Origin of the sequence: Alkalimonas cellulosilytica (genome assembly GCF_036325985.1) — a bacterium.
GTDB lineage: Bacteria > Pseudomonadota > Gammaproteobacteria > Enterobacterales > Alteromonadaceae > Alkalimonas > Alkalimonas cellulosilytica.
In genome coordinates this window covers 16,624-41,486 of sequence record NZ_JAUHLI010000015.1, presented here as the reverse complement: position 1 = coordinate 41,486, position 24,863 = coordinate 16,624, and the positions used below count along the sequence as shown (strand labels likewise).

The 24,863-nt window shown below is 50.8% G+C and carries 26 protein-coding genes; 17 read left to right on the top strand and 9 right to left on the bottom strand.

Annotated features, from left to right (window positions below; all coding sequences use genetic code 11):
• Positions 1–16 precede the first annotated feature (16 nt).
• From QWY20_RS14585 to glmU, 16 genes are all read left to right on the top strand, one after another.
• Positions 17–823 (top strand): ParA family protein, encoded by an 807-nt coding sequence (locus QWY20_RS14585; RefSeq protein ID WP_330129734.1) that lies wholly within the window; start codon positions 17–19, stop codon positions 821–823.
• Between the two features lie 14 nt (positions 824–837).
• Entirely contained in the window at positions 838–1,716 is an 879-nt protein-coding gene (locus QWY20_RS14580) for a ParB/RepB/Spo0J family partition protein (protein ID WP_330129733.1), read from the top strand.
• Between the two features lie 126 nt (positions 1,717–1,842).
• Positions 1,843–2,220, top strand: coding sequence for an ATP synthase subunit I (locus tag QWY20_RS14575; protein WP_330129732.1), 378 nt, complete (start codon positions 1,843–1,845; stop codon positions 2,218–2,220).
• Between the two features lie 15 nt (positions 2,221–2,235).
• Positions 2,236–3,078, top strand: a complete 843-nt coding sequence (gene atpB, locus QWY20_RS14570; RefSeq protein ID WP_330129731.1) for a F0F1 ATP synthase subunit A — start codon at positions 2,236–2,238, stop codon at positions 3,076–3,078.
• A 58-nt stretch (positions 3,079–3,136) separates the two neighbouring features.
• On the top strand, positions 3,137–3,376 hold the full coding sequence (atpE, locus tag QWY20_RS14565) for a F0F1 ATP synthase subunit C (RefSeq protein WP_091342752.1): 240 nt from the start codon (positions 3,137–3,139) through the stop codon (positions 3,374–3,376).
• 37 nt (positions 3,377–3,413) lie between these two features.
• A complete protein-coding gene (gene atpF, locus QWY20_RS14560; RefSeq protein WP_330087755.1) occupies positions 3,414–3,884 on the top strand; it encodes a F0F1 ATP synthase subunit B in 471 nt (156 codons plus the stop codon).
• Positions 3,885–3,896: 12 nt separating this feature from the next.
• Positions 3,897–4,430 (top strand): F0F1 ATP synthase subunit delta, encoded by a 534-nt coding sequence (atpH, locus tag QWY20_RS14555; RefSeq protein WP_330087754.1) that lies wholly within the window; start codon positions 3,897–3,899, stop codon positions 4,428–4,430.
• Positions 4,431–4,444: 14 nt separating this feature from the next.
• Entirely contained in the window at positions 4,445–5,986 is a 1,542-nt protein-coding gene (gene atpA, locus QWY20_RS14550) for a F0F1 ATP synthase subunit alpha (protein WP_330129730.1), read from the top strand.
• A 56-nt stretch (positions 5,987–6,042) separates the two neighbouring features.
• The gene (gene atpG / locus QWY20_RS14545; protein ID WP_330129729.1) at positions 6,043–6,906 is read left to right on the top strand and encodes a F0F1 ATP synthase subunit gamma; all 864 of its coding nucleotides are present in this window, start codon (positions 6,043–6,045) and stop codon (positions 6,904–6,906) included.
• Between the two features lie 32 nt (positions 6,907–6,938).
• Positions 6,939–8,327, top strand: coding sequence for a F0F1 ATP synthase subunit beta (gene atpD / locus QWY20_RS14540; protein WP_330087751.1), 1,389 nt, complete (start codon positions 6,939–6,941; stop codon positions 8,325–8,327).
• 17 nt (positions 8,328–8,344) lie between these two features.
• Complete coding sequence (locus tag QWY20_RS14535; RefSeq protein ID WP_330129728.1) at positions 8,345–8,764, top strand: F0F1 ATP synthase subunit epsilon; 420 nt, start codon at positions 8,345–8,347, stop codon at positions 8,762–8,764.
• Positions 8,765–8,941: 177 nt separating this feature from the next.
• Positions 8,942–11,062 carry a winged helix-turn-helix domain-containing protein gene (locus QWY20_RS14530; protein ID WP_330129727.1) on the top strand — a complete coding sequence of 707 codons (2,121 nt, stop codon included), beginning with the start codon at positions 8,942–8,944 and terminating at the stop codon, positions 11,060–11,062.
• Between the two features lie 190 nt (positions 11,063–11,252).
• On the top strand, positions 11,253–13,232 hold the full coding sequence (locus tag QWY20_RS14525) for an alpha/beta hydrolase family protein (protein WP_330129726.1): 1,980 nt from the start codon (positions 11,253–11,255) through the stop codon (positions 13,230–13,232).
• A 311-nt stretch (positions 13,233–13,543) separates the two neighbouring features.
• Positions 13,544–13,774, top strand: a complete 231-nt coding sequence (locus QWY20_RS14520) for a hypothetical protein (RefSeq protein WP_330129725.1) — start codon at positions 13,544–13,546, stop codon at positions 13,772–13,774.
• Positions 13,775–13,949: 175 nt separating this feature from the next.
• On the top strand, positions 13,950–14,741 hold the full coding sequence (locus QWY20_RS14515) for a CPBP family intramembrane glutamic endopeptidase (RefSeq protein WP_330129724.1): 792 nt from the start codon (positions 13,950–13,952) through the stop codon (positions 14,739–14,741).
• Between the two features lie 102 nt (positions 14,742–14,843).
• Positions 14,844–16,208 (top strand): bifunctional UDP-N-acetylglucosamine diphosphorylase/glucosamine-1-phosphate N-acetyltransferase GlmU, encoded by a 1,365-nt coding sequence (gene glmU / locus QWY20_RS14510; RefSeq protein ID WP_330129723.1) that lies wholly within the window; start codon positions 14,844–14,846, stop codon positions 16,206–16,208.
• Between the two features lie 67 nt (positions 16,209–16,275).
• Here glmU and QWY20_RS14505 read toward each other — a convergent pair whose 3' ends face one another.
• From QWY20_RS14505 to QWY20_RS14470, 8 genes are all read right to left on the bottom strand, one after another.
• Entirely contained in the window at positions 16,276–17,430 is a 1,155-nt protein-coding gene (locus QWY20_RS14505; RefSeq protein WP_330129722.1) for a dicarboxylate/amino acid:cation symporter, read from the bottom strand.
• A 121-nt stretch (positions 17,431–17,551) separates the two neighbouring features.
• A complete protein-coding gene (locus QWY20_RS14500; RefSeq protein ID WP_330129721.1) occupies positions 17,552–18,004 on the bottom strand; it encodes a hypothetical protein in 453 nt (150 codons plus the stop codon).
• A complete protein-coding gene (locus QWY20_RS14495; protein WP_330129720.1) occupies positions 17,991–18,377 on the bottom strand; it encodes a GntR family transcriptional regulator in 387 nt (128 codons plus the stop codon). The genes QWY20_RS14500 and QWY20_RS14495 overlap by 14 nt, the downstream gene beginning before the upstream one ends.
• 1,256 nt (positions 18,378–19,633) lie before the next feature.
• Positions 19,634–20,539, bottom strand: a complete 906-nt coding sequence (locus QWY20_RS14490) for an ABC transporter ATP-binding protein (RefSeq protein WP_330129719.1) — start codon at positions 20,537–20,539, stop codon at positions 19,634–19,636.
• Between the two features lie 100 nt (positions 20,540–20,639).
• Positions 20,640–21,281, bottom strand: coding sequence for a hypothetical protein (locus QWY20_RS14485; RefSeq protein ID WP_330129718.1), 642 nt, complete (start codon positions 21,279–21,281; stop codon positions 20,640–20,642).
• A complete protein-coding gene (locus QWY20_RS14480; RefSeq protein WP_330129717.1) occupies positions 21,271–21,513 on the bottom strand; it encodes a helix-turn-helix domain-containing protein in 243 nt (80 codons plus the stop codon). The genes QWY20_RS14485 and QWY20_RS14480 overlap by 11 nt, the downstream gene beginning before the upstream one ends.
• Before the next feature lie 8 nt (positions 21,514–21,521).
• Entirely contained in the window at positions 21,522–21,995 is a 474-nt protein-coding gene (locus tag QWY20_RS14475; protein WP_330129716.1) for a hypothetical protein, read from the bottom strand.
• Between the two features lie 8 nt (positions 21,996–22,003).
• The gene (locus QWY20_RS14470) at positions 22,004–22,216 is read right to left on the bottom strand and encodes a hypothetical protein (protein ID WP_330129715.1); all 213 of its coding nucleotides are present in this window, start codon (positions 22,214–22,216) and stop codon (positions 22,004–22,006) included.
• A gap of 205 nt (positions 22,217–22,421) precedes the next feature.
• On the opposite strand from QWY20_RS14470, the gene QWY20_RS14465 reads away from it, so the two are divergent.
• Positions 22,422–22,985, top strand: a complete 564-nt coding sequence (locus tag QWY20_RS14465) for a DUF1439 domain-containing protein (protein ID WP_330129714.1) — start codon at positions 22,422–22,424, stop codon at positions 22,983–22,985.
• A 15-nt stretch (positions 22,986–23,000) separates the two neighbouring features.
• On the opposite strand, the gene QWY20_RS14460 is transcribed toward QWY20_RS14465, so the two are convergent.
• On the bottom strand, positions 23,001–24,686 hold the full coding sequence (locus QWY20_RS14460; protein WP_330129713.1) for a sulfite reductase subunit alpha: 1,686 nt from the start codon (positions 24,684–24,686) through the stop codon (positions 23,001–23,003).
• Positions 24,687–24,863: the final 177 nt, after the last annotated feature.

Here is a 24,863-nt window from a genome sequence, read left to right as displayed (position 1 = left end):
CATACAAGGGGTTGGTGTGGGAAAAGTCATCGCAATTGCTAACCAAAAAGGTGGGGTCGGGAAGACCACCACAGCGGTGAATCTCGCTGCGTCGATGGCAGCAACCAAGCGCAAGGTATTGCTGATCGATTTGGATCCGCAGGGCAATGCCACCATGGGCAGTGGAGTCGATAAATACGAGGTTCCGGCTAGCGCCTACGAATTGCTGGTGGACGAAAAACCACTGGATCAGGTGGTGGTCAAAGAAACCAGCGGTGGCTACCATTTGGTGGCGGCGAACTCCGATGTGACAGCCGCCGAAGTGCGGCTGATGGATGTATTTGCCCGTGAGCTCCGGCTGCGCAATGCCCTGAAACCCTGGCGCAACAGCTATGATTTTGTTTTTATCGATTGCCCGCCTTCGTTGAATATGCTGACGGTCAATGCCATGGCTGCCGCCGATTCTGTGCTGGTGCCAATGCAGTGTGAGTATTATGCGCTCGAAGGCTTAACCGCGTTGATGGACACCATTCGTCAGCTGGCCGCTGTGGTGAACGCTGATTTGAAAATTGAAGGTATTTTGCGCACCATGTATGATCCGCGCAACCGGCTGGCCAACGATGTCTCCGAGCAGTTAAAGCAGCATTTTGCTGACAAGGTGTATCGTACTGTGATCCCACGCAATATCCGGCTGGCTGAAGCGCCAAGTTTTGGCTCACCGGTAATGTATTACGACAAAAGCTCGACTGGCGCTAAAGCCTATCTGGCGCTGGCTGGCGAACTATTGCGCCGGGCCGATAGCAAAACCAGCCAACAGACGAAAAGCACACTGACCGAATCATAAGGAATGACATACCGATGGTGGTAAAAAAACGAGGGCTTGGCCGGGGACTGGACGCATTGTTGACCGCCAGTCAGCCAGCCGAACAAGGCAACCGCAGTAACAGTACCGAACTGCAAAAGCTGGCCATCGAATTCCTGCATCCGGGCAAGTACCAACCGCGTAAAGACATGTCGCAACAGGCACTGGAAGATTTGGCACTGTCCATTCGTGCTCAGGGCGTGATCCAACCCATCGTCGTGCGTAAAGTTGCAAATGACAGTTATGAAATCATCGCCGGGGAACGGCGCTGGCGGGCATCCCAGCTGGCACAACTGAGTGAAGTGCCCTGTATTGTACGCGATGTACCGGATGAGGCAGCGGTTGCCATTGCTCTGATTGAAAATATTCAGCGCGAAGATCTGAACGCGATGGAAGAAGCGGTGGCACTGGAGCGGCTGCTGACCGAATTTGAACTGACCCATCAGCAAGTCGCGGATGCGGTGGGTAAGTCCCGTACCAGCATCACCAATTTATTGCGCCTCAATCAACTGAATGATGACGTTAAAGTGCTGCTTGAGCATGGTGATATCGATATGGGCCATGCCAGGGCATTGCTGGCACTGGATGGTGAGCAACAATCGGATGCCGGCCGCCTGGTCGCCGCCAAACAACTGACCGTGCGTGAAACCGAAAATCTGGTGCGTCGCTTGTTGCAGCCACCGGCAGAAAAACCCGCTGTGCGAAAAGATCCGGATGTGACAGCGCTGGAAACCCGGCTTAGTGAGCATCTGGCGGCGCCGGTGCAAATTGATTACAACCGCAAAGGTAAAGGCAAAATGGTGATTGCCTATTCCAGTCTGGCAGAGCTGGAGCAAATACTCAGTAAAATGCAATGGCAAGGCCAGACAGATTAAGGCGTACGGGCTTTGTGCTTATCCTCGGGACTACGCCGCTTTTGGTTGCAAATTAAGGCAAGATAAGTATACTTACGCAGGTTTTTTACCCCTGAAACCGGCACTGTGGTTAACAATGGAGCCAGGATGCAGCCAACAGCACGTCAGGTACGAGTTTCTGCCTACCAGTTGATTGCTGCTCAGGTGCTGGTTGCAGCTTTGATGTCGCTGCTTTTTTTGCTGTTGCAGGGGGCACAGGCGGGGTATTCCGCCTTGCAGGGTGGCCTGATCGCTGCCTTGCCAAATTTAGTATTTGCACTCTTTGCGTTTCGCTATTTAACGCAAGGCAGTGCCGATCAGGCCCGCACATCATTTATGCGTGGCCATGCGCTAAAAATTTTGCTGACGATTGGATTATTTATCGGGGTGATGCGACAGGATGATGTAGTGGCCTCTGCACTACTCACCAGCTACATCGTCACCCTACTGGCGCAATGGTCGGCCGTTTTTTTCTTTAAACATTGATAATTAGGATGAAACATGGCTGATAGCAACATTTCAGTCCAGGGTTACATTAAGCACCACTTAACCGATCTTACTGTAGGGGAAGGCTTTTGGGCCGTGAACCTGGGTTCGTTGGGCTGGTCCTTGATCCTGGGCTCACTCTTCATCATTTCGTTTGCCTGGGTTGGTCGTAAGGCCACTACTGGGGTGCCTGGTAAATTTCAGTGTCTGGTGGAAATGATCATTGAGTTCGTTGGTAACTCAGTCAAAGAAGCCTTTCATGTCAAAGACAAACTGATAGCGCCTATCGCCCTGACCATCTTTATGTGGATCTTTCTGATGAACCTGATGAAACTGGTTCCGGTAGATTGGTTCCCAGCATTGGCGGGCATGGCTGGAATGGCATTTAACAGCGGTGCTATGCCAGAATATGCTGCCGATTACAGCTTCCTGGAGCGGGTAATGGCGCATCCCTGGAGCTATCTGACCATAGCACCGACCACCGATCTGAACATCACCATGGGCATGGCTCTGGGCGTCTTTATTCTGATCATTGGCTACTCCATTTATTACAAAGGCTTAGGTGGTTTTGCCAAAGAGCTGTCTTTTACCCCGTTCAATCACTGGGCGCTGGTGCCATTCAACCTGGTATTGGAGTTGGTAACCTTACTGGCCAAGCCGTTGTCACTGGGTCTGCGTTTGTTTGGCAACCTGTATGCCGGTGAAGTTATCTTTATTTTGATTGCATTGGTTGGATTGGCGCAGTTGCCGCTGCACTTTGCCTGGGCGGTGTTCCATATCCTGGTTATTTTGTTGCAAGCTTTTATTTTTATGATGCTGACCATTGTTTATTTAAGCATGGCGGCTGAGAAGCACTGATTTTAGTTGTTTTAACCTTTAATTTTTAACCTTAACTTTTGAAAACTGGAGAAACTCAATGAGTATTGAAACTGCAACTTTATTCGCTGTAGCTATTATTCTGTCTACTGCGGCTTTGGCTACTGCAATCGCTTTCGCCCTGATGGGTGGTAAGTTCCTGGAAGCCAGTGCGCGTCAACCAGAAATGGCTCCACAGCTGCAAACCAAAATGTTCATTCTTGCAGGTCTGATCGATGCGATCTCCATGATTGGTGTGGGTGTTGCTCTGTTGCTGTTGTTCGCTAACCCGTTTGCTTAAGAGTCCCCCGATAACCAACTTTTAAAGGAGGCTCGTTGTGGATATTAACGCAACCCTTATAGGTCAGTCGATTGCGATGGCTGTCTTCGTGTGGTTCACACTGAAATTTGTGTGGCCACCGATCAACGCAGCGATTGAAGAGCGCCAGAAAAAAATCGCCGAAGGTCTGGCACATACTGATCGGGCAGAAAAAGATCTGCACATCGCTCAGGATAAAGCCAAAGACATTATTCGCGACGCGAAAGAGCAGGCAGCTGCCATCATCGAGCAAGCACGTAAGCGTGAAGGCAAGATGATCGACGAAGCAACCAGCAAAGCCAACGAAGAGCGGGATCATATCCTGACTCAGGCGCGGGCCGAAGTGGATGCTGAGCGCAGCCGCTTACGCGAAGACTTGCGCAAGCAAGTGGCGGCTCTGGCGGTTGCAGGTGCTGAACGCATTCTGCAGCGCGAAATTGATGACGCTGCGCATAGCGACATTCTGGAAAAACTGGTTCAGGAATTGTAACGGGAGCGAGCCATGTCAAACTTGACGAATATTGCTCGTCCTTACGCAAAAGCCGCTTTTGAGTACGCGCGTGACAACAACGCCCTCAGTGGCTGGCAACAGATGCTGGCTTTTGCTGCTGAAGTAGCAAAAGACCAGCAGATGGCTGCATTTTTGCTAAGCAACAGTACCGCTGAAACACAGGCATCGTTGTTTAATCAGGTGTGTGCTGATCAGCTGGATCAGCCGGCACAGAATCTGGTTCGGATGATGGCTGAAAATCAGCGTTTGCTGGCACTGCCTGAAGTATTTGCCCAGTTTACCGAGCTGAAAGATGAACACGAACGTGAAATCAACGTGGATGTGATCGCGGCAACTGAACTGAATGCCGCTCAGCAGGAAAAACTGGCTGCTGCGTTATCCAAGCGTCTGGCGCGTAATGTGAAATTGAACTGTAGCGTTGATCCGAATGTGGTCGGCGGTATGTTAATGAAAGCGGGTGACATGGTCATCGATGGTTCGATCCGTGGCAAGCTGGATCGCCTGATCACCACGCTGCAGTCCTAATTGGGGAACAGAGTATGCAACTGAATTCCACTGAAATAGCCGAACTGATTAAGCAACGTATTGCTCAGTTCGATGTGGTCAGTGAAGCTCGCAATGAAGGTACCATCGTGCAGGTCACGGACGGTATCATTCGGATCAACGGCCTTGCGGATTGTATGCAGGGTGAGATGATTGAGCTTCCTGGCAGCCGTTATGCGATTGCGCTGAACTTAGAGCGCAACTCGGTCGGTGCCGTCGTCATGGGTCCGTACGCGGACTTAACCGAAGGCACCAAAGTTAAAAGCACTGGCCGTATCTTAGAAGTTCCTGTAGGTGAAGCCCTGCTGGGCCGCGTAGTGAACACTCTGGGTGCTCCTATTGATGGCAAAGGCAGCATCGATGCCGCTCGTTTTGAGCCGGTTGAAAAAATTGCCCCTGGTGTTATCGACCGTCAATCGGTTGATCAGCCACTGCAAACCGGTTACAAATCAGTCGACTCGATGATCCCAATCGGCCGTGGCCAGCGGGAGCTGGTGATCGGTGACCGTCAGACCGGTAAAACCGCACTGGCCATCGATGCCATCATCAACCAGAAAGGCACCGGCGTTAAGTGTATCTATGTGGCGGTTGGTCAAAAAGCGTCCACCATTGCCAACGTAGTGCGTAAGCTGGAAGAGCACGGCGCCCTGGCGCACACCATAGTAGTGGTCGCTTCTGCTTCTGAAGCCGCAGCGCTGCAGTTCCTGGCACCTTATGCCGGCTGTACCATGGGTGAATACTTCCGTGACCGCGGTGAAGATGCACTGATCGTGTACGATGATTTGTCGAAGCAAGCTGTTGCTTACCGTCAAATTTCGTTGCTGTTACGTCGTCCGCCAGGCCGTGAAGCGTACCCGGGTGATGTGTTCTATTTGCACTCCCGTTTGCTGGAGCGTGCATCACGCGTCAACGCCGACTACGTCGAGCGTCTGACCAATGGCGAAGTGAAAGGCAAAACCGGTTCACTGACTGCTCTGCCGATCATCGAAACCCAGGCCGGTGACGTTTCTGCTTTCGTACCAACCAACGTGATTTCGATCACCGATGGTCAGATCTTCCTGGAAACCGATTTGTTCAATGCCGGTATTCGCCCTGCGGTGAATGCGGGTATCTCGGTATCGCGGGTGGGTGGTGCAGCGCAGACCAAAGCCATTAAGAAATTGGGTGGTGGTATCCGTCTGGCGCTGGCTCAGTACACTGAATTGGCTGCCTTTGCTCAGTTTGCTTCTGATCTGGACGACGCGACCCGCGCCCAGCTGGAGCACGGTCAGAAAGTGACCGAGCTGATGAAGCAGCTGCAGTACGCGCCAATGAGCGTAGCGGATATGACGCTGTCGATTTATGCCATTGAAAAAGGCTTTATGAAAGACGTAGCAACCGACAAGATTGGCGACTTTGAAGCTGCCTTGTTGTCGTATGCCAAGTCTGAGCATGCTGGTCTGATGGCGGAAATCAACAAAACCGGTAACTACAACGACGAGATTGAAGCAGGTTTGAAAAACGTGGTTGAGACTTTCAAGTCCACCCAAACCTGGTAATCAGACGTGGGTGGCTGCGGCCACCCTTCGTCGTTGAATGAAACGGAGACAACGTCATGGCCGGTGGTAAAGAGATAAAAAGCAAGATTGGGAGTATTAACAATACTCGCAAGATCACCAGCGCTATGGAAAAGGTTGCGGTTAGCAAAATGCGCCGCGCGCAGGAGCGAGTCGCTGCATCCCGCCCATACGCTGAAGGTATGCGCAAAGTGATCGGTAACATGGCCGGTGGTAACCTGGATTATCGTCACCCTTATATGGTGGAACGTGAAACGGGTACCGTTGGCTACATCATTATCTCAACCGATCGTGGACTTTGTGGTGGCCTGAACAGCAATGAGTTCAAGGCTGTCGTTCAGGAACTAAAAAGTTGGAAAGAAAAGGGAGTGTCTGCTGAGTTTGCCTTAATTGGCAACAAAGCCACTGCTTTTTTCCGTCGTTTTGGTGGCAAAGTACTGGCCCAGCAAGCCGGTTCGGGTGAAAACCCGAAGCTCGCGGATATCATTGGTACCGTGCAGGTCATGCTGAAAGCCTATCTGGAAGGTCGTATTGATCGCCTGTATCTGGTGTACAACCAGTTTGTCAACACCATGAAACAAGAGCCAACGATCGAGCAACTGTTGCCTTTGCCAACCCAGGATGCGCCCAAGCGTAAATACAAGTGGGATTACATTTACGAGCCGAAGCCAGAGCCGATTATCGACATGCTGATGGATCGGTACATTGAGTCGCTGGTGTATCAGGGGCTGGTGGAAAACGCCGCCTGTGAACACGCTGCCCGTATGGTCGCGATGAAAGCGGCCACCGACAATGCTGGCAACCTGATGGATGAGCTGAAGTTGGTGTACAACAAAGCCCGTCAGGCCGCCATCACTCAGGAACTGAGTGAGATTGTATCGGGTGCAGCTGCGGTTGGTTAAGTGAACAGTTTTGAGACATTTGAGGAAACAACATGAGTCAAGGTAAGGTAGTCCAAATTATTGGCGCCGTTGTGGATATCGATTTTCCACAAGATGCGGTACCTGGTATCTATGACGCGTTGAACGTAACTGACGGTGACCTCTCAGGTCTGGTGCTGGAAGTACAGCAGCAGCTGGGTGGTGGCACAGTGCGTACCATCGCTCTGGGCACAACTGATGGTCTGCGCCGTGGCGCTGCCGTTAGCAATACCGGTAAAGCCATTCAGGTTCCGGTGGGTAAAGCCACACTGGGCCGTATTATGAACGTACTGGGTGAGCCAATCGACGAAGCTGGCCCTATCGGTGAAGAAGAGCGTTGGTCCATCCACCGTGAAGCACCAAGCTATGAAGATCAGGCAGCTTCTAACGCCCTGCTGGAAACCGGCATCAAGGTTATCGACCTGGTCTGTCCGTTTGCTAAGGGTGGTAAAGTTGGTCTGTTCGGTGGTGCCGGTGTTGGTAAAACCGTGAACATGATGGAGCTGATCCGTAACATCGCGATCGAGCACAGCGGTTACTCGGTATTTGCCGGTGTGGGTGAGCGTACCCGTGAAGGTAACGACTTCTACCACGAGATGAAAGACTCCAACGTACTGGATAAAGTATCGCTGGTGTATGGTCAGATGAACGAACCACCAGGCAACCGTCTGCGTGTGGCGCTGACCGGTCTGACCATGGCTGAAAAATTCCGTGATGAAGGCCGCGACGTACTGTTCTTCGTGGATAACATCTACCGTTACACCCTGGCCGGTACCGAAGTATCTGCCCTGTTGGGTCGTATGCCATCAGCAGTTGGTTATCAGCCAACACTGGCTGAGGAAATGGGTGTGTTGCAAGAGCGTATCACCTCTACCAAGACCGGTTCCATCACCTCCATTCAGGCCGTTTACGTGCCTGCGGATGACTTGACCGATCCATCGCCAGCGACCACTTTCTCGCACCTGGATGCGACGGTGGTACTGAGCCGGAACATCGCTTCTTTGGGTATCTACCCGGCGATTGATCCGCTGGATTCGACTTCTCGTCAGCTGGATCCACTGGTGATTGGTAAAGAGCACTACGAAGTAGCCCGTGGCGTACAAACTGTACTGCAACGCTACAAAGAGCTGAAAGACATCATCGCCATCCTGGGTATGGACGAGCTGTCGGATGAAGACAAAACCACGGTATTCCGGGCTCGGAAAATCCAGCGTTTCCTGTCTCAGCCGTTCTTCGTGGCGGAAGTATTTACCGGTTCACCAGGTAAGTACGTGTCACTGAAAGATACCATCCGTGGCTTCAAAGGCATCCTGGATGGTGAGTTTGACCATTTGCCAGAGCAGGCTTTCTACATGGTTGGTTCCATCGAAGAAGCCATCGAGAAAGCGAAGAAGCTGAAATAATCAGCTGAGGAGGCAAGATGGCGATGACAGTGCATCTGGACGTAGTCAGTGCAGAAGATAAAATCTTCTCCGGCCTGGTCGAGTATGTCGAAGTGAGCGGTGCGGATGGTGAGCTGGGTATTTTGTCCTTTCACACCCCGCTGCTGACGACAATCAAGCCTGGCATGGTGCGCATCGTCAAGCAATTTGGTGAAGAGCACTTCATCTACGTTGCTGGCGGCGTGCTGGAAGTGCAGCCGGATGGCGTCACCGTTTTGGCCGATGTGGCTAAACGGGCAGAAGATCTGGATGAGCAGGCGATTCTTGAAGCACAGAACCGTGCCAAAGAAGCCATGCAACATGCCAGCGCCGACTTCGACTACGCCGAAGCCGCGGCTCAGTTGGCAGAGGCGATTGCGCAGCTGCAATTGATCCGTAAATTGCGTAAAACCAAATAAGCAGGCCCTGCGCTTTGCCAAAAAAGCCACCTTCGGGTGGCTTTTTTTATTGGCAGCCTGTGGTAAAGGGTAGGATATTAGCTGTGATTGATGTTGCTTTTAAATTGTTACTAGGCTTTGGCTGCTAGATACGTATAATCGTAGCATCAGTTATTCCTGCTGCCATGGATGTACAGCGTGTCATTAACAACAACTCAAATCCAATTGGGTGACTTTGTGCTTGATAAGCGGCATCAGCATCTTCGTTTACGCGAAGAAGTGATCTTGCTTGAGCCAAAAGTATATGACGTGCTGCTTTATTTGATCCAGCATCGGGACCGGTTGATTCCGCTGTCTGAGTTGCACGACCAGGTGTGGTCCGGACGCATTGTATCGGATACAGCGGTCCGTCGAACCATCAGCAAGTTACGGTTGGCACTGGGCGATACGGATGCCCAGGATCCACGCTACATTAAGTCGGTCATGAAGCGCGGTTACCAGTTGATTTGCCCGGTAAAGGATTTATCGACTGAGCCTGAACTGAACGATCGAGCCAGTAGCTCACCCGCTCTGGTTTTCGCAGCTGAAACCTTGTTGCAGGAACCAACCGATCATTCACCATCATCAAGCACAAGCAGGCACCGGCAAAAACTATGGCTGTTGTTGCTGCTACTGCCGATACTAGTGCTGTTGTATTTTTTGTTGTCTTGGCCTGAAAAAGCGCCCGCCGAGCCGGCCAGTTTAACCAAAGAGAATACAGAACGAGTCACGTTTTCACCGGGAAAAAAGCTCGATCTAGCTATCAGCACAGATGGACAATTTTTGGTGTTCAGTGGCACCGATGGCGCCCATGATGCCTGGCGTTTGTATCTTTATAATCGCCAATCCAGTCAAATCACCTTGCTTTCTAATGCGCGAGGCACCAGCATTTCTTCGGTCAGCTTCATTGAGGAAGATCAACGTATCGCCTTTGTCGATTCGCAATTTGGTAACAGCACCATTCATGCCGTTGATCTCACTGGTCATAGCAATGAACCGGCGGAACTGCTGCTGGATGACTTCTTTGCCATTGGAAATTTAGTGTATCACTCACCAAGCAACAGCTTAATTTTTGGCGGTACCAAACGCCAGGGAGACAATGGGCACTATTACCGGCTCGACCTGACCCATGGTGGTTACGAGCAACTTACCTACAGCTCTGCAGCCCATGTGACAGACTTTGCGGCTTCACTTTCTCCGGATCAGCAACATTTGGTATTGATACGCTATCAATTAGGCAACTATCAGCCGAAATTGCAGGTGTATCGATTGGCTGACCGGGAGCTGCTGATGGAGCATGAATTAAACATGATGGTGCGGCAAAGTCATTGGCTGGATGAGCACCATGTCTTATTGCTTACCAACACTGGCAGTCTCGAACGTTTCAGGCTGAGTGACGGTGAAATAAAACCCTGGTTGCAGGATATCGAGCAGCCATTGCATCGGTTTGTAGTACGCCAGCAAATTATCTACGGCATCAGCAGGCGACCGACGGAGCGTCATTTTGTCGAAGCCGACTGGCCGGATCGTCGAAACATGAAGTTGTTCCCATTAGGGCAGGCACTGAGCGCACACTATCGTAAAGACAGTTCAGATGTCTGGCTGGTCCAATCCGATCAGCATGGTTTCAGCTTAATTAGCTATGACCCGGTGCGATTTTCAGAAGATACCATTTTCACCCAGCAAGCATCATTTCAATTGATTGATCAGCATGCCGATGGCAATTTATTGTTGTTGAAATCAGACAATCGTTTATGGCTGCATGAAGTGACTACAAACAGCCGGGTCGCCATAAGCATGCATGGTCAGTTGGTGGAGCGAGGCTATTTTAGCAAAGGAGGAAAAGAGGTTCTTTTTACGGTCAGTAAAGGCGGCAGCTGGATGAGTTACCGCTACCTGTTGGACTCAGGCATGTTAATCCAATTCAATCGCGGCTATCGTGTGATGTATCCCTGGGGAGATAATTTCCTGGCGATTACTGCAGCGGGAGAAGTAACCTTGCTTAACTCAGGCTTGCAGCCCGTTACCGAACTTCCGATGTTGTTGGTCTTTGATGTTCCCTACCAAATTCAGACCTTCCAGCATGGGCTGCTGATTAGCAATATGCAGATGCAACAAACCAAGCTCTGGTTGCTGTCCAATCAGTTATCGATCCAACATTTTCATTTTCCCCGCAATCAATTGCACCCAAATGTGTCGATGAAAGCCGATGGTAGCCAGCTAATTTATTTTGGCACCAGTGCCGGACATGATCAGGTTTTTCGCATTAACCTCAATTAAGTTGCTGATTTTTAATTGCTATTTTTGGTTATAACTTTGGTTATAACTAAAGTCCGCACAGTATCACAGCTTTTCCATCACTGGTTATCGTTATAAAGATGGCCTTGTCCTAGTATAGACCGTGCTGAAGTAGGTAGGATGCATTGCCAAAGTTAAGGCCTGCATCTGTTAACAATTGAATGGAGTAATTATGCGCCTAATCCTATTATTAGTTACCCTAAGCCTGTGCTGGTTATCGCCAGTCAAGGCTCATACCCTGGAGGAGTTTGCTAAATTCCCCCAGTTTTTGGATATTAAAATTTCACCGAAAGGGACTTATTTAGCCGGTACCAGCCGTAATGACACCGGTAATATCATTTTGACTGTGATCAATATTGCCACCAATGAAGTCATTAGTATCAAACAGTTTACCGGGCGTGAGTCCATTGGCAGCTTTAACTGGGCCAATGATGAACGTTTATTACTGACACTGGTGCGTGAGATTGGCTCCCTGGAAAGCCCGCAGGGCACAGGTGAGATTTATGCGGTGAATGCCGATGGCAGCCGGCCGATGATGTTGGTCGGGCCTCGTTCCTCTCGTCGCGAATTATCAATATTTAGTGTTATTAACTATCTGCCGGATGAAGATGATTTTGTCTTGGTTGCTAGTAGCAGTTTAACGGCAGCTCGCGGTTCATACATTTTGGTGCATCGACTGAATATCAACAATGGCCGTACCCGTCAGGTTGCCCGTGCCCCGCTGCGCTCAAACCCAGGTGAAGGCGTACAAATGATTACCGATGGCCGTGGTGTTGCCAGAATGGCAGTAGGTGTTGATCAAAATAATGACAATGAAAGCATTTTGATGTACCGCGCCAATGAGCGTGCAGACTGGCGTGAGCTGCGTCGTTACCCTTATACGTCAGGTGGTTTTATTCCATTGGGCTTTTTGTCTGATAACACTCATGTGGTTGGGTTAAGTGATACCCAAACCGATACCCGTGCCATCAGTATTCTGAACCCGGATGATGGCACTGAAACCATTCTGGCTTATCACCCAAGAGTGGATGTATCACCGATTATCAGTATCCGCAATGGATTTTCAGATGAAGTGATAGGTGCTTCCTATGACTTTATGGATATTGAAGCGGTTTTCTTTGATGATGTGAGGAATAAAGAATTCAGTGCCATCATTCAGGGCTTAATCAATGCTTTGCCCGGGCGGGCTGTCAGTATTACCTCGACAACCAGGGACAACAGTAAGCTGGTTGTTCGGGTTGAATCAGCCAATGCCACTCCGGACTTCTACTTATTTGATAGCAACAGCCGTCAATTGGCTCACTTGCTGAATAGCATGCCGTGGATCGATCAAAGCAAATTGCCACAGGCACAAGCCATTGTTTATAAAAGTCGGGATGGTCTGGATATTCATGCCATTTTAACCTTGCCACCGGGTAAAGAAGCAAAAGACTTGCCTTTGATCATGTTGCCGCATGGTGGTCCTCATGGTCCTCGCGATATGCTTAGCTTCAACCCGCGCTCACCTGCTGTGGTGGATGCAAAAGTATTTGCAAGCCATGGCTACGCTGTGCTGCAACCCAACTTCCGTGGTTCTGGTGGTTTTGGCCGTAGTTTCGAGCAAGCTGGTCACCGCAACTGGGGTACCACCATGATCGATGATATGACCGATGGTGTGTTGCATTTGGTAGAACAGGGAATCGTAAATAAAGGCCGGGTTTGTGCCTATGGTGCTTCTTACGGTGGTTATGCTGCCTTAATGAGCGCAGTGCGTGAGCCGGATTTGTATCAATGCACCGTTGGCTTTGTTGGTTTATACGATTTAAATACCATGTTTGAGGTGGGTGATATCCCTCAGCGTCAATCAGGTATCAATTACCTTGAGCTGGTGTTGGGACGTGATAAAGCCCAACTGGATGCCCAGTCACCACAAATGCACCTGGACAAACTGAAAGCTCCGGTTTTCCTAATCCATGGCGCCGAAGACCGTCGCACTCCGCTAAGCCATGCTACCGGCTTACGTGCCGAGCTGGATAAACGCAATCATCCTTACGAGTGGTTGGTTAAAGAGCGGGAAGGCCATGGTTTCTATAACCCGGAAAATGAAGTAGAACGCTGGCAGAGAATGCTGGCATTCTTCGAGCGGTATATCGGTACATCAGCAGCCAACTAAGCTGGTATGCAATCTTTATCTAAGCCACCTACGGGTGGCTTTTTTATTGCGCCTATTCTGGAGCTTACTATTCGAATTGCTTTGTTTGAGCGTCATCCTAAGGTCTCAAACCGGCAGGAGCTGCAGCAGGATCAGATTCTCCGGCTGCTTCCATCCCGATGGGTTCACTAGCTTGATCCTTTGTTTAGTTACAACTCAGTTATAACTAAAAGTAATACTTTGTCATAACAAAGTACCACCCCAGTTATCGTCTAACTCAAATGTACTGCCTAAGCTGGCGTTGTCTTAATCAACCGCCATTGGAGGCACGTATGAAAACATCATTAACCACTTATATGACCGGCATCTTGATGCTGTCCTCAACCGGCTTGCCAGTTTATTCAGCAGAAGTAGCTGAACAGTCTGATCTGCTTGAACAGTTAAGGCAGCAAATACATCAGGACATTCGTCAGCAGTTTCAAAACCACTTTGAAGAGCTCAAGCAAAGAACTCAACTGCAATTGCAGCAGTCCGTCACGCTGGTATTGCCAGTAATGAATTAATAACCTCATGCAGGTGGCGCCTTATGAAACTATTGACTGATAAACTTTCAACCCTTTTAGGATACAGCTTTTGGTTGTTGCTTTGTTTGGCTGTACATCAGGGGTTGATTTTACTGCTGAGTAGCATGGTTCCATTTGGCTGGTACCTGCCGCATTAATGAAGAAGGAACAAAGTATGACTATGGATAGCATCAACCCATTAGTAACAGAGACTGTCGCTGCATCATCTGCCAAGCCTCCACCGAAACAGCACTCGCGTTTCAGCCGCTCGCTTTGGTGGCTGTTGGCCGTGGTGGTCACATATTTTATCGCCGCATTTTTGTATGCTGTTGGTGTGGGCGTTTATATGGCAGCGACTCAGCCTGATTTGCCACAGGCAGAGGGTGCTGCTCTGTTAAGTGACCATCTACTCAGCCCAAATGGCATAACATCGATGTACCTGGCCACGGCAATACCGGTGTTGCTGGTGTTGCTAAAAGCTGCCAGTTTCCCCCGGCAGCACTGGTCACAAACGCTGGCGTTTACATCAGTGGCCGCAAGATGCTATTTGCCCTGGTTGGCTGCTTTTGCTGGTTATTACTTGTGTGCCTGGCTGGTGAATTGGTTGTGGCCGGTAGAGCCAGGTGCTTTCATCGAGTCGATAGCAGGGGTTCGTCATCTGGGGCTTTTTGTCACCATGGTGCTGGTGGCTCCGGTGGTGGAGGAGCTGGTGTTTCGTGGTTACTTCTTCCAGGCCTGGCGCCACAGCTTTCTTGGCTTATGGGGTACGCTGTTGGCGACCTCGATGCTATTTACGTTGATTCATGCTGGCCAGTACCCGTTGTTAATGATGGCGATGCTGTTTAGTTTTAGTTTGATTCTGGGGCTGGCGCGGGAAAAAACCGGTTCGCTCTATGTGCCGATAGCACTTCATGCATTGAATAACCTGCTGGCATTCATTGTTATCAACTGGTTGGGGTATATCTAAACGGCATCATGGTGGGTAAGCCCGATGTTGTTGTTGCTTCGCCCTACCATCGAACGTTGATTCAGGTAGAATAATGCCATTACGAACAAAGGAAGCATCGTTATGGCATTAAATGTAGTGATTTTGGCGGCCGGTAAAGGCACACGGATGAAATCGGACTTGCCCAAGGTATTGCACCGGGTGGCTGAACGACCGATGGTGCAGCATGTGATTGATACCGCCCGCGCTCTGGGCTCCGACCAGCCGCAGCTGGTGTATGGCTATGGCGCTGAAGCGTTACAAAGCGCCCTTGGGGAGCAGCCGCTGCACTGGGTGCTGCAGGCCGAGCAACTGGGTACCGGTCATGCGGTGGCGCAGGCGGTGCCGAATATCGCCGATGAGGACACTGTGCTGGTGCTGTACGGCGATGTGCCTTTAACCCGGCTGGAAACCTTGCAGCAATTGCTGGCAGTCAAACCTGCCAATGGCCTGGCCATTCTGACCGTCAATCTGACCAACCCAACCGGCTATGGCCGCATTGTGCGTGAAAACGGCAAGGTGGTTGGAATCGTTGAGCAAAAAGACGCTACACCCGAGCAGCTGCAAATCAATGAAGTTAACAGTGGCATTATGGCGCTGCCCGGTAAGCAGTTAAAAGACTGGTTAAGCCGTTTATCGAACAACAATGCCCAGGGCGAATACTACCTCACCGATGTGATTGCGATGGCACACGCCGAAGGCGTTGAAATTGCCACTGCCCAGCCGCAAGATCCGATGGAAGTTGAAGGTGCCAACAATCGGGTGCAATTAGCCGCGTTAGAGCGCGCCTATCAGCAGCGCCAAGCCGAAGCATTAATGCTGGCTGGCGCTAACCTGCGCGATCCGGCGCGTATTGATGTGCGCGGTACGGTTGAAGTAGGGAATGACGTAATGATTGATATCAACGTGATTTTCGAAGGCAAGGTGGTGCTGGGTAAAGGCGTGACCATCGGCGCTAACTGTATTCTAAAAGACTGTACTATCGGTGATAACACCGAAATTAAACCCAACTCGATGATTGAAAAAGCCACTGTCGGCGCTGATTGCTCGGTGGGCCCTTATGCCCGCCTGCGGCCAGACAGCGTGATGCTGGATGATAGCCATGTCGGCAACTTTGTCGAGATGAAAAAAACCACCCTTGGCAAAGGCTCCAAAGCCAATCATCTGACTTACTTAGGCGATGCGGTCATCGGTAATAAAGTCAATGTCGGTGCCGGTACCATTACCTGCAACTACGACGGCGCCAATAAGTTTGTTACCACCATCAAAGATGGCGCCTTTATTGGCTCCAACAGCGCCCTGGTGGCACCGGTCACGGTTGGCGAAAATGCCACCATAGCCGCCGGCTCGGTGCTGACCAAAGACGCCGGTGACCACGAACTGGTTGTCGCCCGCGCCAAACAGCGCCATATCACCGACTGGCAGCGGCCAGTGAAGCAGAAAAAGTAGAAACTCACTTTTAAAAATAATGCCCACAAAAATGTGGGCATTATTTTTCAATGCTCACAAATCAAAGTCAGGCATTATCTAGCCTGGCTTTATCCACCAACACCGCAATAGCCCCATCACCGGTCACATTACAGGCTGTGCCAAAGCTATCCTGTGCCATATACAGCGCTATCATCAGTGCAATGGCGGCGTCACCAAAGCCCAGCATCGAAATCAGCAAGGCAACGGCAGACATCACGGCGCCGCCCGGTACCCCCGGCGCAGCCAGCATCACCAGGCCCAGCATCAGGATAAAGGGCAGCATGGTGATAAACGATGGAATGGCAAGGCCATCCTGCATCACCATCACCGCGACCGCGCAGGCAACGATGGTAATGGTGGAGCCCGCCAAATGGGTAGTGGCGCACAGCGGTACGGTAAAGTTGGCAATGTCGTCTTTGACGCCATTGCTTTTGGTCGCCTCAAGCGATACCGGAATGGTGGCGGCGCTTGACATGGTCCCCAGCGCGGTAAAGTAAGCGGGTAGCATGTTTTTCACCAGGCCAAAAGGCGAGCGGCCTGCCTTGATGGCGGCCAGGGTAAAGAGCGCAAAGATCCACAGCCAGTGCAGCGCAATCGACAGCAGCAATACCACACCAAAGGTTTTCAGGGTAGCAAACACGGTGCCTGCCACCGCCATTTCGGCAAAGACACCGGCAATGTAAAACGGCAACAGTGGGATAATCATCTTGGTCAGCAGCAGCTGGATCACATCCCGGCCCTGATCGGACAGTTGCTTTAGCTGTTGTGCTTGGGTTGCAGCAATGCCAAGGCCAAAAATAAAGGCCAGCGCCAGCGCCGTCATCACGTTAAACACCGGTGGAATGGCCAGCTCGATAAAGGGACTTAGCACAGTGCCATTACCTGAGGTCGCCGCGGCATTGGCCGAGCCTGCCAGCATCGGCACCAGCAAGGCGGCGATAAAAAACGCCAGGCTGCCGGCTAAAATGGTGGAAAGGTAAGCGGTGCCTAAAGTGCGGCCCAGCAGCTTGCCGGAGTTTTGCGGTAAATTGGCAATACCGCTAGTAATAAAAAACAGGATCAGCAGCGGAATGGTAAAAAACAGCAGCTGAGCAAAAAGGCCTTTAAAGGTGATCAGCAGTTGGGTCAGCACCGTGGGGGCATAAAGCCCCAACAGCATGCCAAGCACAATGCCAGCAATCAGTTTTAAAATAAGCAGCATGGTCGTTTCTCGTTGTTATTAACCAGCACAACGCTGGTTGTCCCCTGGTAACGATGTGAGCATACCACAAGCCAGCCGCTCAGGTCTGCACCCGCTGGTTGAGCCAGTACAGGCAACACTGTTAGCGGATAATGGTGGCGTTGGGCAGGTGGGTTAGCAGCCACTGCCGCACCGCAGGCAAGTGTTCAGCAGGAAAGCGCATCGCCGTTTTTTGATAGCGGTTGAATGGAAAATCCAACAATCCTTCGTCGTCATCCAAACGATCCAGCACCACTTTGTTGATTGCTGTCACATCGAGCTGATGCTGTTTGACCGTTAGGGTTGTACCGGTGACAGACAGCTGCGACAAGGGATCGGCAAAAAACTCCCCGGCCTGATGTGCTTTGGATGCACGGCCCAACAGCAGCACATTTACCAGGCCACAGAGCGCAATTAGTGTGAACAGGGTGTCTTGGGTATAAAGGTAATTACTGTAGATTAACAGAGTAACCAGCGCGAAAGAGAGCTTCAATCCATGTTTGCGTAGGATTTGAGTCAGCTTGGTGAAGAAAGTGGTGTGTTCAGGGCTCATCATGCGTCTGGTCGAGTAATTCAGTTAACGTAAATAATACACTTTGCTTGGATAGTTGCAACTGGTGGGCGGCGGTGGCAAGCGCTTCCAGCTGAGGCATGATTTGTTGCAACCGGGCCTGCTCGCTGTGCTTGCTTTGCTTTTGAGCCGCCACCGTCATCGGTTTGCCGCGCTGGCGTTCTAAAATACCTTCAGCCTCCAACAAGCTGTACGCTTTTGAGATTGTCATCGGGTTAACAGCGTAGTGGGCGGCCAACTCGCGCACTGATGGCAATGCATCACCCGCACGCAGTTGTCCTCCAGCCACCATGCGTTTAATTTGCTCGGTCAGCTGGCGGTATATGGGTTCGCCACTGTTGGGGTTGATGCTAAACATGGCGCCTCCTCTGTGAGGCTGTTCTTGGGCTATAGTTTCGCGTGTGCCAGCGCTTGATGGCAAAGTGACGTAGCACCAAAGCCGCAATCAGTAAGGACAACGCACTGTAGATTTGGGTATTTTGCGGGGACAAGAACACCTTATAAGACGCTGACAGATACAAAATAAAGGTAACCGAAAAACCAACCATGGAGCTGCGGGGAAAGTACAACACAAGGTAGGTGATGAGTAGCAGCTTACTTAGCAGGAGCACACTGCTGACCAGAAAGTATGGATTGTGGGGTTGCCAAAGGTATAACAACACAAGCAATGGCAGGCTGAAAATAAGCAGCTGCATAACAAAGTGGCGTTCATAATAGTACCACAGCTGCTGCCTGGTGAATGGTAAATACAGCCAGGCAGCTTTGGTTCTGGCTATTACCGAGTCAACCATGATAAGCCAGTACAGTAAAGGGATAATAAATACCGAGTCATTCAGAAACTTCCAGTCGAGCTGTGGAAACCACTGCCAGTCTGAATGAAGCCAATAATACACACTGCTTTGTAGCAGGGGGATCACTGCACAGGCAATAGAAAAAACAAGCAGTCGAATAACAGGCTGTGCATTGTAATGAAATAAAAAGCAGGCTCCCAAAGAGGGCTGACACTTAGGAATAGCTCGCCAGGAAAATCGCCAGGTCGCTGCTGGTTGTGGCTGACGTGTTTTGCCCCTGCTACTGACAGATTTAAGCACATACACTGTTGCAGCCAAGCTCAGCGTGAAGACGATTACCATAGGGACAGGCTGTGCTGCTGGTGCTAGCAGGGCTGCTTGTAAAAAAAACTGTGGATGAATCATCACGGCCCATATCGGAAAAACTATCAGCCCTGTGGCATGGCTGTTTCCTGGCAAAAAAACTGCATGCAGTATCAAATGACCGCAGAATAAAGTAAAGAGTGCTTCTGAATAAGCCAAGGCTGTGTATTGAACAACAGCGAGAGTGCCGAGCAGGGTTATCAGCGTTATTAGCAGAAAGGGGATCAGAGCTGACGATGTCTGACTGAACAATAGTCGACGATAGCTGCCAGTCAGGAAGGTAGCAATTGATGGCAGCAATCGTAGATAGTAATAAAAAACTAAAGTCAGATGGGCAGCGACTGCACTGGCCGTGCTGACAAAGCCCAATAACAAGAAAAAAGCGATCATAGTCCACCAGACGATGCTCAAGTCGCGCAGTGTGAGCAGTCGAAACAGCTGGGCAAATACACTCGGTATGTTAAAGTTCGTCATCACAGCTTTGTTCCTGATTCTCATGCAATTCGAGAAAAAGATCTTCCAGGTTCAAATACTCCACTCGAATTTTGGCCTGCAATTGTTGCTCGAATCGCGTTTGTTCAGCACTTTGCCAATGTTTCACTGTGACTGTCGCTTTATTGCCTTGCACCTGCTGCCGCAGCTGGTGAGGGAGCGGCAGTTGATCTGGTAGTGGCTGGGCAGCATCAATATGCAGCTTTACCACCGACTCTTTCAGGGTATCGAGCTCGTCTTGCCATACCAGCTGTTGATCTTTTAACAGCCACACTTTATTGGCTACGCGCTCCATGTCGGTCACGATATGGGAAGAAAAGAGTATGACACTTTGCTGATCAGCAGCGATAGTGACCAGCTCGGTTAAAAACTGACGTCGGGCGATAGGATCGAGGCTGGCTACTGGTTCGTCCAAGATCAGCAGCTTAGGTTTATGGCAAAGTGCCAGTATGATCGACAGTTTTTGGCGCTGCCCAACAGACAATGTACTAATCCGCTTTGTCATGGGGATATCCCAGCTTTGACAAAGTCGCTCACACAAGGGCTGATCCCAGCTGGGTTGGAAGTCTCTGAATAACTCCAGGTGCTCACTGGGCGATAACTGCTCCAACAGTTCATCCTGTTGCGGTACGAAGCCAATTCGCTGCTTTTCATTTGCCCCTATCTCGGTGCTCAGGGTGCCAAACAGCCGTACTTCACCCTGTTCTGGCACTGCGAAGCCGAGGATGGTTTCGAGCAAGGTGGTTTTGCCTGCACCGTTTTTACCCAGCAGGGCAATCACATCGCCTTGCGCTGCGCTGGCGGTTATGTCCTTCAGTACCTGACGGCCTTGGTAGGCACGTCCTAACGCAGTTATTTCCAAAATAGCTGGCATAGGGCACTCCATGCAATCAATCTGTATTAATACACTAATACAGATTGATTGCAGGCGCAAGTAAAGCATGGCCCTCTGGAATACAACACGGGGTATAGCCTTATGCCAGTTTATCCAATAGCGTGTGCATAGCAGCAACGAAGCTACCGATGCTGTAACCGACGATGCCGCCAATAGCAAATCCCATCATCAATCCTGGGCCCAAAAAGCGCAGCACCCCAGACCAGAGTCGTTGTTGGATTGCGTCCTGCCCCTTGTGTATTGGCAGATGAAACAACAACCAGGCTACGGCCACTGTCAGCAAGGTTATCAACATCAGTTGTACCGGTAGCTTTAGCAATTCAGTAGACATCAGCTTCATACCACCTAGCACCGATAAAAATGCCACCAAAACAACCATCGAAGGCAATTGAAACTCCTGCAGCCAGGCTTTATTGTCTGGTTGTTGCAGTACATCATTGGTTGCTACCTCCTCATACATCCTTGAGGTATGGCTCGCTAATACGTTGCCGCCTCGGATAAAATTCACTTGCAGCACGCCTTTTAGGTTTACTTGGGTGCGGATCCGAATGTGTTTTTCTGCATTTAACTGCACCAGGTACTCACTTTTGAGCCCCCAGTTCAGGCGGTTGATTTTTTCTTCACCATCCACCAGCACGATTTCACGGCCGGTTAAACCATGATAAATAATTTCGATACTGTGTTGGTCGATGGTTTCCTTGACCGTGTAGTTAAGATCCATGGGTAGTATCCTCATTGTCGTCGTCATTGCCAGGCAGAAACGCTAGAATATCGCCAGGCTGACAATCCAAAGCTTTGCAGATTTCATTCAGCGTACTAAACCGAATGGCTTTCGCCCGGCCGCTACGTAACACACTTAAATTCTGCGGGGTGATGCCGATTTTTTCTGCCAGCTCGTTGGATTTCATTTTCCGCACCGCCAGCATCACATCCAGGTTAATTTGAATGGCCATTGCGCCCCTTAAATGGTTAGGTTTTGCTCGTCTTCAAGCTGTTGACCTGCCTTGAACAACATACTGACAAATGGAATGATGATGCCAAGGCCCAGCAAAGGCAGGTTGATGTGGGCCAGCAATGTCAGCAGGCGAATATCTAAACCCCAGGCCAACTTTAGGCTACAGACCAGTAAAGCGGGGAAAAAGGCGACCAGCCAACAGTAGCTGGCCAGTTGCATCCAGAGGGGGCGGTGGGCCGCTGCATAGGGGCTGCTTAGTTGGTAGCTTTGAAACAAACGTTGCGCAATCAATATCAATGCCAACAACCCTACCAGGTTGGCAAACCAGAGCCCATGCTGGATGGCTCTCTCTGTCAATTCTGGTTCCAGTAAGGTGTGGGATAAAAAGACACACAGCTGAGCAAGGGTTAATACAACCAATCCCCAGGCAATAAAACCGACTTTTTTATTCATGTTCGAGGCATAGTGCTGAATGATCATGGGGTACCTCAGTGGTTGTTCAGAAAGTGATCAAGCTGTTTCAGTACCGGGCGCAGTAAATGCCAGCCATAGTAAATAACACAAAGGGCGATGATCAGCAGGCCATTCAAGCGCCAGCTGCCATTGGCGAGCCAGTTGCCGAGCTCATAGCCGAGCATCAGACCGCCGAACATCAAAAACAGGATAGCGGCCAGAGTTTGTTGTTTCAGTGAATTGGACATAAGCGACTCCATGCGTGTTGTTTATACCTGCATTAAAGCCGAAATTTATTTGGAGGGCAATAATTAGTTATCGAAAAACAATCATTAATTATTGCAAAATGTTTCAAGTCTCATTGTCATCAGTGCAAAGGGGAAAAATCAGCTTACAAGCAGGCGCTGAGTGATTACACTATTGACAGACAAAGGTTTTGCAAAGGAAAGATGCATGAAATCACTGAACTCCTGGTTTATTGGATGCTTGGCTTTGCTGTTGGCGGGCTGCGCGCAGGTTAGTGACTTAGCCAGCTACAGTGTGACCGAGCAGCAATTGCAGCAGTTGATGTTGCGTCAGCTGGATCAGCTCACGCAGCAAACCCGGTTGGCAGGCATGCCGGTAGCGCTGGCGGTGGAGGATATGCAGGTGCGTATCGGGCCTGATAACAGTGATGTTGTGCGGCTTGGTACCAAAGCCAGTGCGGTGTTCTCGGCTTTTGGCCTGCATTACCCGGCCAGTTTGCAGCTGCAGATAGAGGCTTCCCCTTACTATGATGGTGAGCAAAATGCGGTATTTTTACGCAATTTGCGTTTGTTGGACTCCAGCATTGATGCGGCCGGTTACCGGGGTAATTTGGCGCCGCTCAGCACCGAAGTCTTGCAGCTGGTCAATGCCTGGTTGCAGGATCAGCCGGTGTACCGGTTGGATGAAAACGACCCGACCCAGCGGCTGCTGATGCAGATGCCGCTGAATATGGCGGTGCAGCAGGGCCGTATTCGTTTTAGCCCTTTGTAAGCTTCTTAAACACCACTAATACAGATCGCGCCGGTACCGGCCCTGTTGCTGCAAGGCCTGCAGCTGAGTTGCACCCAGCTCAGTCTGCAGCAGCTGATCAACAGCTTCCCCCATGCCCTGCAGGCTGCCACAAAGGTAAATTGCAGCGCCTTGCTCCAACCAGGCTGTTAGCAAGTCAATGCGCTCAACCAGTCGTTGCTGCACATAACGTACCGGAGCGCCATCGCGGGAAAACACCCGGTCCAGTTCGGGTAAAAAACCAAGTTGCTGCCATAACTGTAGATCTTTGGTAAAGAAGTTATCGACTCCCTGCTGGCGCTCGCCAAACAGCAGCCAATTCTGGTTGTGCCCCCGCCTCACCCGCTCTGCCAGCAAGCTGCGGATCCCTGCGATGCCGGTGCCATTGCAGATAAAGATCATAGGCCTGTCATCATCGGGCAAATGAAAACTTGGATGAGATCGAATACGGCATTGGATCGGTTGGCCTTCCAGCACATAACTGGTGAGCCAGCCTGAGCCCAGCCCAAGGCCCTGAGCTGTTTTGACCTGCCGTACCAGCAAGGTTAACTGATCTTCATCGGCAATGCTGGCGATGGAGTAACTCCGCAGAGGCAAGAGCGGTTGTTGCTGCAACCATTGCTCCAGGTTTTCAGTGGCGGAAGGGCCTTGCTGTGGTAACACGATTTGTGCCAAAGCCCGGCACAGTGGTATCTGTTGTTGATGAAAACGAACCGTCTGGCAACCGAACACCTGGTGCTCGGTGAGCCATAACGCCACGGTGCAGCGGCTGTGCTCTGGCTGGACTTCCAGCAAATCACCGGCTTGCCAGCGCATGCCGGCTTGCCGTGGCAGCTTCACCACAAAGCAGGGGTTGCCCTGGCTGCCCGGATTAACGCAGTAGCGACTTTGCAGTGGTACTTTGAGCCAGGGTTGCTCGTCTGTTGGCTCCGCTTGTCCTGCGCCGAGCTTTTGCAACAGCTGCTGCCATTGCTGCCATGGACTGTTGTCTCGCTGGCCCTGGTCCCAGGGTACCAGGGGGTGGATGGCTGAGGCGCGCTGTTGCATAAGCCAATCATGCAGCCAGTGGCCAAAGGCGCAAAAATGTTGGTAGCTGCGATCGCCCAGGGCCAGCACGGCAAACTTCAGTCTGGAAAGGTCCGGTTGCTGCTGCAAAGCCCAGCGCAGAAAATGCTGGCCATTGTCTGGTGCTTCGCCTTCACCATAGGTACTGACAATAAAGAGTGCCTGCTCAAAATGCTGTAGGGGCGTCTCAGCTAACGCATTGAGTGGCAGCATCTGTACTTTTTTCCCCGCCATTTGCAGTTGTTTGGTGCTGCGGTGGGCCAGTTGCTCAGCCGTGCCGGACTGGCTGGCATAACCAACCAGCCATTCTGGTTGCTGCTGATGCTGTTTGTCAGAGAACCGTCTTTGATACCAAAGCTCTGTGGAGCGCCAGCCAAGCAGCAACAGCTGGGTGCTGAGACACCAGAGCAACATAAACTGCAGGTTAAATGGATGGGGACTGAGCCATAACAACGCCAGCAAGGCGATAAAAGCCAGCAAACTGACCCGCTCAAACCAGGCTGCAGACACTAAGCATCCGGATGCTCTGGCTTGGGTGCCGGCCAGGATCCAGCCAAGGAAGAAAATAGCGGCAATGTAGAGAGTTTCTTGCAAAAAAGGCAGTGATAGTGAAAGCATAATCCCACCCTGGGAAGAAAAAAAGGGGCAGCTTTCGCTGCCCCAAAATGCAGGACAAGTTAACAACGACCAGGAAAAAAACGCTGTGAAGCGTACGCCAGTTTCCCGACAAGAGAGAGCATAGCGGATATCAAATCTAAATGCAAATGGTTATCATTAATAAATGTTCGTCCCGTT

What these genes read in the sequence shown, in the direction of transcription:
- QWY20_RS14580 (WP_330129733.1), top strand. Translation starts at nt 838, where the DNA reads ATGGTGGTAAAAAAACGAGGGCTTGGCCGGGGACTGGACGCATTGTTG.
- QWY20_RS14575 (WP_330129732.1), top strand. Translation starts at nt 1,843, where the DNA reads ATGCAGCCAACAGCACGTCAGGTACGAGTTTCTGCCTACCAGTTGATT.
- atpB (WP_330129731.1), top strand. Translation starts at nt 2,236, where the DNA reads ATGGCTGATAGCAACATTTCAGTCCAGGGTTACATTAAGCACCACTTA.
- atpE (WP_091342752.1), top strand. Translation starts at nt 3,137, where the DNA reads ATGAGTATTGAAACTGCAACTTTATTCGCTGTAGCTATTATTCTGTCT.
- atpH (WP_330087754.1), top strand. Translation starts at nt 3,897, where the DNA reads ATGTCAAACTTGACGAATATTGCTCGTCCTTACGCAAAAGCCGCTTTT.
- atpA (WP_330129730.1), top strand. Translation starts at nt 4,445, where the DNA reads ATGCAACTGAATTCCACTGAAATAGCCGAACTGATTAAGCAACGTATT.
- atpG (WP_330129729.1), top strand. Translation starts at nt 6,043, where the DNA reads ATGGCCGGTGGTAAAGAGATAAAAAGCAAGATTGGGAGTATTAACAAT.
- atpD (WP_330087751.1), top strand. Translation starts at nt 6,939, where the DNA reads ATGAGTCAAGGTAAGGTAGTCCAAATTATTGGCGCCGTTGTGGATATC.
- QWY20_RS14535 (WP_330129728.1), top strand. Translation starts at nt 8,345, where the DNA reads ATGGCGATGACAGTGCATCTGGACGTAGTCAGTGCAGAAGATAAAATC.
- QWY20_RS14525 (WP_330129726.1), top strand. Translation starts at nt 11,253, where the DNA reads ATGCGCCTAATCCTATTATTAGTTACCCTAAGCCTGTGCTGGTTATCG.
- QWY20_RS14520 (WP_330129725.1), top strand. Translation starts at nt 13,544, where the DNA reads ATGAAAACATCATTAACCACTTATATGACCGGCATCTTGATGCTGTCC.
- QWY20_RS14515 (WP_330129724.1), top strand. Translation starts at nt 13,950, where the DNA reads ATGACTATGGATAGCATCAACCCATTAGTAACAGAGACTGTCGCTGCA.
- glmU (WP_330129723.1), top strand. Translation starts at nt 14,844, where the DNA reads ATGGCATTAAATGTAGTGATTTTGGCGGCCGGTAAAGGCACACGGATG.
- QWY20_RS14505 (WP_330129722.1), bottom strand. Translation starts at nt 17,430, where the DNA reads ATGCTGCTTATTTTAAAACTGATTGCTGGCATTGTGCTTGGCATGCTG.
- QWY20_RS14500 (WP_330129721.1), bottom strand. Translation starts at nt 18,004, where the DNA reads ATGATGAGCCCTGAACACACCACTTTCTTCACCAAGCTGACTCAAATC.
- QWY20_RS14495 (WP_330129720.1), bottom strand. Translation starts at nt 18,377, where the DNA reads ATGTTTAGCATCAACCCCAACAGTGGCGAACCCATATACCGCCAGCTG.
- QWY20_RS14490 (WP_330129719.1), bottom strand. Translation starts at nt 20,539, where the DNA reads ATGCCAGCTATTTTGGAAATAACTGCGTTAGGACGTGCCTACCAAGGC.
- QWY20_RS14485 (WP_330129718.1), bottom strand. Translation starts at nt 21,281, where the DNA reads ATGGATCTTAACTACACGGTCAAGGAAACCATCGACCAACACAGTATC.
- QWY20_RS14480 (WP_330129717.1), bottom strand. Translation starts at nt 21,513, where the DNA reads ATGGCCATTCAAATTAACCTGGATGTGATGCTGGCGGTGCGGAAAATG.
- QWY20_RS14475 (WP_330129716.1), bottom strand. Translation starts at nt 21,995, where the DNA reads ATGATCATTCAGCACTATGCCTCGAACATGAATAAAAAAGTCGGTTTT.
- QWY20_RS14470 (WP_330129715.1), bottom strand. Translation starts at nt 22,216, where the DNA reads ATGTCCAATTCACTGAAACAACAAACTCTGGCCGCTATCCTGTTTTTG.
- QWY20_RS14465 (WP_330129714.1), top strand. Translation starts at nt 22,422, where the DNA reads ATGAAATCACTGAACTCCTGGTTTATTGGATGCTTGGCTTTGCTGTTG.
- QWY20_RS14460 (WP_330129713.1), bottom strand. Translation starts at nt 24,686, where the DNA reads ATGCTTTCACTATCACTGCCTTTTTTGCAAGAAACTCTCTACATTGCC.